The 7,684-nt window shown below is 40.0% G+C and carries 9 protein-coding genes; 4 read left to right on the top strand and 5 right to left on the bottom strand.

Annotated features, from left to right (window positions below; genetic code table 11):
- The first annotated feature begins 330 nt into the window (after positions 1-330).
- From QC759_RS00175 to QC759_RS00165, 3 genes are all read left to right on the top strand, one after another.
- Positions 331-867 (top strand): TetR/AcrR family transcriptional regulator, encoded by a 537-nt coding sequence (locus QC759_RS00175; RefSeq protein WP_048072880.1) that lies wholly within the window; start codon positions 331-333, stop codon positions 865-867.
- 192 nt (positions 868-1,059) lie between these two features.
- Positions 1,060-2,394, top strand: a complete 1,335-nt coding sequence (locus tag QC759_RS00170) for a right-handed parallel beta-helix repeat-containing protein (RefSeq protein ID WP_048072881.1) — start codon at positions 1,060-1,062, stop codon at positions 2,392-2,394.
- Between the two features lie 129 nt (positions 2,395-2,523).
- Entirely contained in the window at positions 2,524-3,726 is a 1,203-nt protein-coding gene (locus tag QC759_RS00165) for an HD domain-containing protein (protein ID WP_048072882.1), read from the top strand.
- A 56-nt stretch (positions 3,727-3,782) separates the two neighbouring features.
- Here the strand turns inward: QC759_RS00165 and QC759_RS00160 are convergent, their stop codons facing one another.
- The 5 genes from QC759_RS00160 to QC759_RS00140 all read right to left on the bottom strand — a co-directional run bounded on the left by QC759_RS00160 (position 3,783) and on the right by QC759_RS00140 (position 6,475).
- Entirely contained in the window at positions 3,783-4,253 is a 471-nt protein-coding gene (locus tag QC759_RS00160) for a flavodoxin family protein (RefSeq protein WP_048072883.1), read from the bottom strand.
- Positions 4,254-4,314: 61 nt separating this feature from the next.
- Complete coding sequence (locus QC759_RS00155; protein WP_048072884.1) at positions 4,315-4,968, bottom strand: TMEM175 family protein; 654 nt, start codon at positions 4,966-4,968, stop codon at positions 4,315-4,317.
- A 75-nt stretch (positions 4,969-5,043) separates the two neighbouring features.
- Positions 5,044-5,682 (bottom strand): TMEM175 family protein, encoded by a 639-nt coding sequence (locus tag QC759_RS00150; RefSeq protein WP_048072885.1) that lies wholly within the window; start codon positions 5,680-5,682, stop codon positions 5,044-5,046.
- A gap of 24 nt (positions 5,683-5,706) precedes the next feature.
- Positions 5,707-6,285: an imidazoleglycerol-phosphate dehydratase HisB gene (gene hisB / locus QC759_RS00145; protein WP_048072886.1), complete on the bottom strand. Its 579-nt coding sequence runs from the start codon at positions 6,283-6,285 to the stop codon at positions 5,707-5,709.
- Entirely contained in the window at positions 6,248-6,475 is a 228-nt protein-coding gene (locus QC759_RS00140) for a 4Fe-4S binding protein (protein ID WP_048072887.1), read from the bottom strand. Before QC759_RS00140 ends, hisB begins: the two co-directional genes overlap by 38 nt.
- Positions 6,476-6,997: 522 nt before the next feature.
- Between QC759_RS00140 and QC759_RS00135 the strand changes: the two genes are divergently transcribed.
- Positions 6,998-7,684 (top strand): right-handed parallel beta-helix repeat-containing protein (locus QC759_RS00135; RefSeq protein WP_279844530.1); only part of this gene is annotated, 687 nt, incomplete at its 3' end.

The raw sequence follows: 7,684 nt of genomic DNA, 5'->3' as shown, positions 1-7,684 counted from the left end.
ACGACACTGTACTGCGTAAACCACACGGTGCTCAGGGACAGACCATGTCCAAGACCGTGTTAGTTTCCAAACCAGAATAAACGTGTTTAAAGCGGTCCATTTGGACTGCTTATCTTTCTATTTTTTAATTAATCAATTACTTATGCTTTCTGAACTTATTTCGTTTTTATAAAGCCATAATAAATTCCAGTATCTTAACAGGGCTGTAATTTTTACTTTCCATCGGTATTCAATAACTGTTCTTCCCGGTAAATAACTATATTCCCCGAATTACAACTCCGGGAATAACCGGCAAACATATTTTAAAGTTTCATAAGAAAAGTTAGTAGCATGACGGATAAAACTGAACAGAAGATTTTAGACGCGGCACTTAAAATTTTTGCAGAAAAAGGGTACAGGGGCGCTACCACTCGAGCTATAGCTGCAAAAGCCGATGTTAACGACAGTACACTGTTCAGGAAATTTGAAACCAAACAAAATCTTTTCAGTTCGGTTATGCAACATAATTACCAAAAAATGATCGAAGGTTTTGGATTAGTACTTTCAGAAAATGAATTTAAAAGTCAAAAAGATTTTTTGGAAACCCTAATTACTAATCTGATGATTTTAGGCCAAAATAATAGTGAATTTATTAAAATAACTCTAAATGAGAACGAACGAATTCCTTCAAATTTTTTGGCAGAGTTTGTAAACCATCTCAGCGCATATGTGGAGAAAAACATTCCCCATAAAGATATAGACTATAAAATATTCGTATTTAGCATATTATCTTTCATTTATCTCCTGGTTCTTGATTACGGTGGTGCTTTCCCTGACCGTGATAAAGCAATCGAAACCTTCATTGATAACACAGTTAAATTTTTCTAAGGTATTTTTTTCTAAGGTATTTTAATAATATTGGTTTTTAAGGATTATTACTGATATCAACGGTTTTTTATAAGATTACTGGTGCTTTCATTATCTTTTTTAAAAACTTGATTTAGTAAAATTTATATACATATTAATACTACCGTTATAATGCATGCAATTGCATGCTTGAAAATTAAAGGAGGTGAAAATGTGAAAAAACAGGCAACAATTACAATTCTCACTTTCATAACTGCGATTATTTTATGTGGGGCAGTATCCGCCGCTGATTACACGGTGGGCCCTGACCAAACCTACACCACTATAACCAGTGCAGTGGCTGCCTCTACCACTGGTGATACCATCACGGTAAACCCTAACAATGGCAATCCCTACATTGAAACCGTAAATGTAGACCACACCCTTAACCTAGTAGCCAACGGGGAAGTGACGGTTCAAAAGGTAAATTCCGCAGGCAGTGTCTTTAATGTACATAGTGGTGGGAGCGGAACAACTATTCAGGGATTCACCATCACCAAAACCGATGCAGCAATGCCCGACGCTGGAATTTCTTTAAACTCCGCCAATAACTGTCATATTCTCGATAATAAAATAATCGGATTTGCTACAGGGATAGATATCGCTGCTTCGGATAATAACATCATTTCAGGAAATACAATTACATCGGGACCTAACTCCGGGGGATACTCTTATGGAATCGATAATTACGGATCATCTCCCCAGGCCTCATCCAACAACCAAATCTTCTACAACACCATTGCACCACAGGCATCAGGCCCAGGGAATGCAATTGCAGTTGCCCTATATTCTGGTATGAACAACCAGATTATTGGAAACAGTATTAAACCCACAACCACCGGTACTGGAAACACAATTGGAGTAATTTTAGATTACAACGGTAACCTTGCACATTTCAACCAGATCATCGCCGCCACGGCCTTCAGACTTCAAGGGGAGTGCACCATTGATGCATTGTACAACTGGTATGGTTCAAATAATGGTCCTACTCTATCTCAGCTCCCTGATGCAGCATATACTTATTATAATCCCTGGCTGATAATGATTGTATCTGCTTCCCCAACCACTATCTACACTGGCGGTATTTCCCATGTTTACGCAGACTTTACCCATGACTCTACTTACGACCCGAATAACCCTGCAGCGTCCTACCATGATCCATCCTTAGGACATTTCCCCGATAATGTGGGAGTTTATATAACCAGTACAGGCGGAGAAGTGGGCAGCTTATTCAATACAGTCTACACCATCAACGGAATTGCAACTGCATTCTTCAGAGCGACCTTAGGTCCCGGAACAGGGGCAGCTGCCGGTAGTCTGGATAGTCAAGACCCCTTAAGCGCCAGCATCACAGTCCTTCAAGCACCAATTGTAAGTGCAGCTGGCAGCAGTGAGTTCAGTGCAGCATCCAACACGGTTGGCATGCAAAAAACAGGAATGCCCTTATTGGGGGTAATGTTGGCCATACTAATGGTCTTAGGTGGACTTGCTATGCCTAGTAGGAATTAGAAACCCATTGTTCTTTTTTTGAAACATTTCTACATGCTTCATTTTTCTTTTTCTGATTTTATGAAAATTATATATTTAATATGAATTCGATATAACTATCATACTTATCTCAATTTCCAAGGTGTCTAGATGATCGAAAATATCGTAGAACGCTTCTCCAAGGCAGCCAGTATGCAGCGCTGGAACGACCATATACGTCCGGTGGAATTTACGGAACTGGATAAACAGGCCCATAAAATGGTAATTGCCTATGTCATCGCCCGGTTCGAAGAGGACCGCATGGGTCCTCATAGTGTAGACTGGCTGGCCCTGATTGAAGGGGGAATTTTTGAGTTTCTTCATCGCACAGTCTTAACTGATATCAAACCCCCTGTTTTCCATCGTATGATGAAAGAAAAAGGTGAAGAATTGAATAAACACGTGTTTAAAGAGCTTAAAAATGATATGGAAGGGTTGAATCATGGTTTCCAGGAGAGGTTTAAGAATTACTACTTGCAAAGTTCTAACACACTGGAAAGACGAATTTTACGTGCCGCCCACTATTTAGCTACACAGTGGGAGTTCAAGATCATCTACCATACCGCACCGTTCATTCACGGTATTGAACAGACCAAAGAGAACATTGAAAACCAGATCGAGGATCACTACGACCTTATCGGGGTGCAGAAGATCCTTCTGGGGAAAAAATCCTTTGGCTTCATTGACCGGTGTGGCCAGCTTCGCTTCCAGAAAAGATGGGCCCACATTCCACGTATACCTGAAACATCGGTTTTGGGGCACATGTTTATTGTGGCGGCTACCAGTTACCTTTGCACCATGGAAATGAACGTTCAGGCCTGCCCTAAACGTTTTTACAATAATTTTTATGCTGGACTCTTTCACGATCTACCGGAAGTGCTGACCAAAGATATTATATCTCCGGTTAAAGATTCGGTAGAAGGTCTCAAAGAAATTATTAAGGATTATGAAGAGTTTCAGATGAATGAAGAACTTCTCCCCCTGCTACCCCGGCCATGGCACATGGATATGAAGTATTTTTCAGAATCAGAATTTGAAAACAAAATTCAGGATAATCAACATGTTATTTTGGGGTTGAGTTTCAAAAATATCAACCGAGATTACAATGAAGATGAATTCTCACCATTGGATGGGGAACTTCTGAAGGCTGTTGATCGGCTGGCGGCATTTATAGAAGCTAAAATGTCCATAAACCATGGTATAAAGTCAGATGAATTAAAGGAAGCTTCAAATAACATATATAATGAGTACGCCCGCGAAACTATCTCGGGAATTGATTTTGGCAGAATTTTTCATTACTTCCATAACCTTTAAAAATACGGGTAATATAAAATAAGGGGTTTAAAGGAAAAATCAGGTCATGAACCTAATTATTCCCCAAAATACTGGGCAAATTCCTGGGTTTTGCCTTCCCATTCTCCACTTTCCTGGTCTTTACCTCCAATAACTAGTTTCCCGATAAAATCCATTCCCTGTTCTTCCAGGGCTTCACGGATTTTAATGGTGGCTACCTGTGAACCATCACCACCCATGGTTACCAGGGCAGCACATTTCTTACCGGAAACATTCTCCACCTCTTCCAGATACTGGTTAACACCGGGGGTGGCGCGTCCGGCCCAGACTGGGCTGCAGACAATTAAACAGTCGTATTCACTGATATCAGTTATGCATGGTTTTATGGACCATTTTTTCTCTAAATAGGCATGGATGGCCTTAATAACATACCATCTGTCTTTTTCAGGTTCTATACGTGTAAGATCAGCATTTATTAACTCCTGGAGTTTCTGAGCAACAGTTAGGGTGTTCCCAGAGTAGGAGTAACAGGCAATGAGTGTTTTCATCTTTTTATCTCCAGAATTTATTTACAAGGATATTTCTTATTTTTTGGGGGGAATAAGTTTTTTAGTCTTTGGTGCGCAGGATCAATTTTTTAAGATCCCTCCAGGTCCACACCTTAATGGCCACTACAAAAAGCACCGGGATCATGAACAGAATCAATAAGCTCAATTTTAGGTTGAAAAAAGAGATGCATATGGATAGGAAAACTATCGCCGGCATGAACAGGGTGATCCTTCTAATGTAAGGGTCGTATGGTTTGGCATTCTCCCGGATTAGATCGTGGTCCAGGGCATACCTCCAGATCATATAGGAGAACAAACCTATCATGAGAAGATTTAAGTCGAAAATAAACTGTGATAGCTGATATTGGGGAAATTGTGCAATTATTGAAGTGGATAAAGGCACCAGGGTTATGAACATTAACCAGAAGACATTTATCCAGGTTAGAGTTAGATTGGTCTTTTTAATCAGGAATAATATATGATGGTTTATCCAAAAACCAGCCAATATTAGGAAACTCAGGAAGTACACCACGTATTTGGGTAAAATTTCTCCAGTAGTCTGTAGAAACAGTTGTGATGTGTGGATAGGGCCCATGGGTATCTCGATGGTCACCACCAGAATGGTCATGGCTATGGCAAAGAGACCATCAGTCAGGGTTTCCAGTCTATTGGTGGGAAAATACAATCCAGGTTTTTTTTCATCTTCGGGATTCATAGGGTCTCCTTAATTGACTTTCCTCTTTATTTGAAAATTATCTGTTAAGGGAATAAGTTAATAATTTTGCAGTGTTTATTCTGTTTGCTTTTTTTTATTGGCAATGTTACGTATATTTAACAGAACTGGTACCAGTAAAAAAATTAAAATAGTTCCCACGGGAATGATAAAGGAAGTTGCTATGGCTATAAAAGATATAACCGGCAGTAAAAGGTTGGATCGTTTGATCTTATCTGCATAGGGTAGGATCTGCTCGTAAAGCATTTCATGATTTAAAGCGTAATTAAAGAGAGAATAATATAAAATACCTATTACCAGCATGTTCAAAGCAAATATAATCTCTGCAAATTGATACTGGCCATAAGTACTCATTAATGATGTGGAAAAGGGCACTATGGCAATGGACATTAACCAGAAAATGTTTAACCACTGCAGGGAATTGTCAACGTGTTTTATACCGTAAAATACGTAGTGGTTTAACCAAAAACCGCCTAAAATCGCGAAACTGATTATGTATATTCCTATCTGGGGTAACAGTAGGTTAAAGACATAATTGTTGATTATGGTGGGGGTGGGATTGACGGGTAAGGTGGGTACTTCCAGGCTTAAAACCAGTAGAGTCATGGCTATGGCAAATATTCCATCGGTCAGTGTTTCCATCCGACCCTTTGGAATGCGTGGTACTGGTGTGGAAGGTTCTTTCTCCTCAGTCATGCCCCTTCGGTCCCCCTATTTATTTTAAATGACTCCCTTGGTACTGGGTACCCGGTCGTGTACCACTCTGGTGGCATCGTGCAGGGCACGGGCCAGGGCCTTAAATATTGCTTCCACCTGGTGATGATCGTTTTCCCCTTCCACACGGGCGTGGAGATTTATCTTCCCACTCTGGGCCAGTGACTCTAAAAAGTGACCCACGTTCTCGGTGCTGAGGTCACCTACTTTGGTCTGGTGGAAGTTCAGATCCAGTACAGTGTAACTGCGTCCGGAGAGATCCACGGCTACCATGGCCAGGGATTCGTCCATGGGTATCAGTGCATGAGCCATTCTCCTTATCCCTTTCTTGTCACCAAGGGCCTGGTGCAGAGCTTCTCCCAGCACTATCCCCACGTCTTCCACAGTGTGGTGGTCATCTATTTCCGTATCACCCTGGGCTTCCACCTTCAAATCGAACAGACTGTGTCTGGTGAAGGATTCCAGCATGTGGTTTAAAAACTGGATACCGGTTTCCACCTGGTACTGTCCAGTACCATCCACATCAAGTTCAATGGTTATACTGGTTTCAGAGGTCTTCCTCTGTATCTTGCTTTTTCGGTTCATCTTCATCATCCCTTATGATACGGATTGCATCTTCTGGACACTTGGAAGCACAGATCGTGCACAGGTGACAGAATCTTAAATTGGTGGCCATGGCCTTTTTATTAATATCCCAGATCTTGGCACCTTTGGGGCATTCTTCCTTACATACTCCGCAACCAGTACATTTTTCTGGATCAACTTCTATCCTCATAACCCATCTCCTTATAACTTATAAGTTATAACTCGTTTTTTTACTAATATGCATCGTTCGGCTCCTTTAAATATATAACCTTTACGGTTAAGTATGATGAGTTTAACATGATGTTATTATCATGATTTAAGATTTACAACTATAACATTATAATTCTTTCAAAATTATATTTTCCCCTAAAAAAATTGCTCTAGAAATAGGGAAACAATTCTATCCTTTTTCATTTCAATGTTCACATTGTACGCAACAATCATCCATTCAACTGAATACATAAGGTATAGTATGAGAGTAGATTGGAATAATTATATCTTAAGATAATCCAATTTCATTGAGATTTCAGTGTTTTATAATTTTTAAAGAATTATTCTATAAAAATGTGGATTAAAATGCGTTTAACAATAAAATAAACTCAACAAATTTGTTAATAGAATAAAGTTTTGTTTGACTTAGGAAAAATTTATTATTAAGTAACCATATAACATGAATTTATATTTATCGAGCATAAAGGAGGTGAAAAAGAACGTGAACAAAAAACGAACTGAACTTAACCGACCTAAATTTACCAAAAAGTACACCTTACCTTTCATTCTCATTACCTTAGCAGTTATTTTATCACTATGTTTGGGTACTGTTTCAGCGGCAGATTGGACCGTGGGCCCAGGAGGGACATATAATTATACTTCCATTCAGGATGCCATAGACAATGAATCCACCATAAGTGGTGACACCATAAGTGTTTATGACAATGGTGGAACTCCCTACACCTACAATGAAAACATTGTAGTGAATAAAGCCAACCTCACAGTACAGAGCACGGGTCAGGTAACAGTTAGCGGATCTTCAATCCCCGCTAATCCTGTGTTCACAGTTAACAACCAGGGCGCATATGCCAATATTATTGGTTTCATACTAAGTGGGGCAACAAATTCCGCAGGAGTTCTAGTTACAGGAACTAACGACGTTACCCTGACTAACCTTACCATTAACAACTGCCAACAAGGAGTGATGATGACGGGCACCAACACCAACATCACTGTTGATAGTGCAAATATAAACGCTCCTAATGCACAAGGTGTTTACTTAGGAGGCTATGGAGACTATAACAAAAATATACTCATTGAAAACGTCAACATCACCAACAGCGGAGCCACCGCCATATTCAAAGGCGGAGAAGCCGCACTAGAACACATAACCATCCGAAACACCCAA

This window comes from Methanobacterium formicicum (genome assembly GCF_029848115.1).
In the GTDB taxonomy this organism is placed as follows: Archaea; Methanobacteriota; Methanobacteria; order Methanobacteriales; family Methanobacteriaceae; genus Methanobacterium; species Methanobacterium formicicum.
The sequence above is the reverse complement of the archived record's forward strand: the minus strand, read 5'-3'. Positions and strand labels throughout refer to the sequence as shown.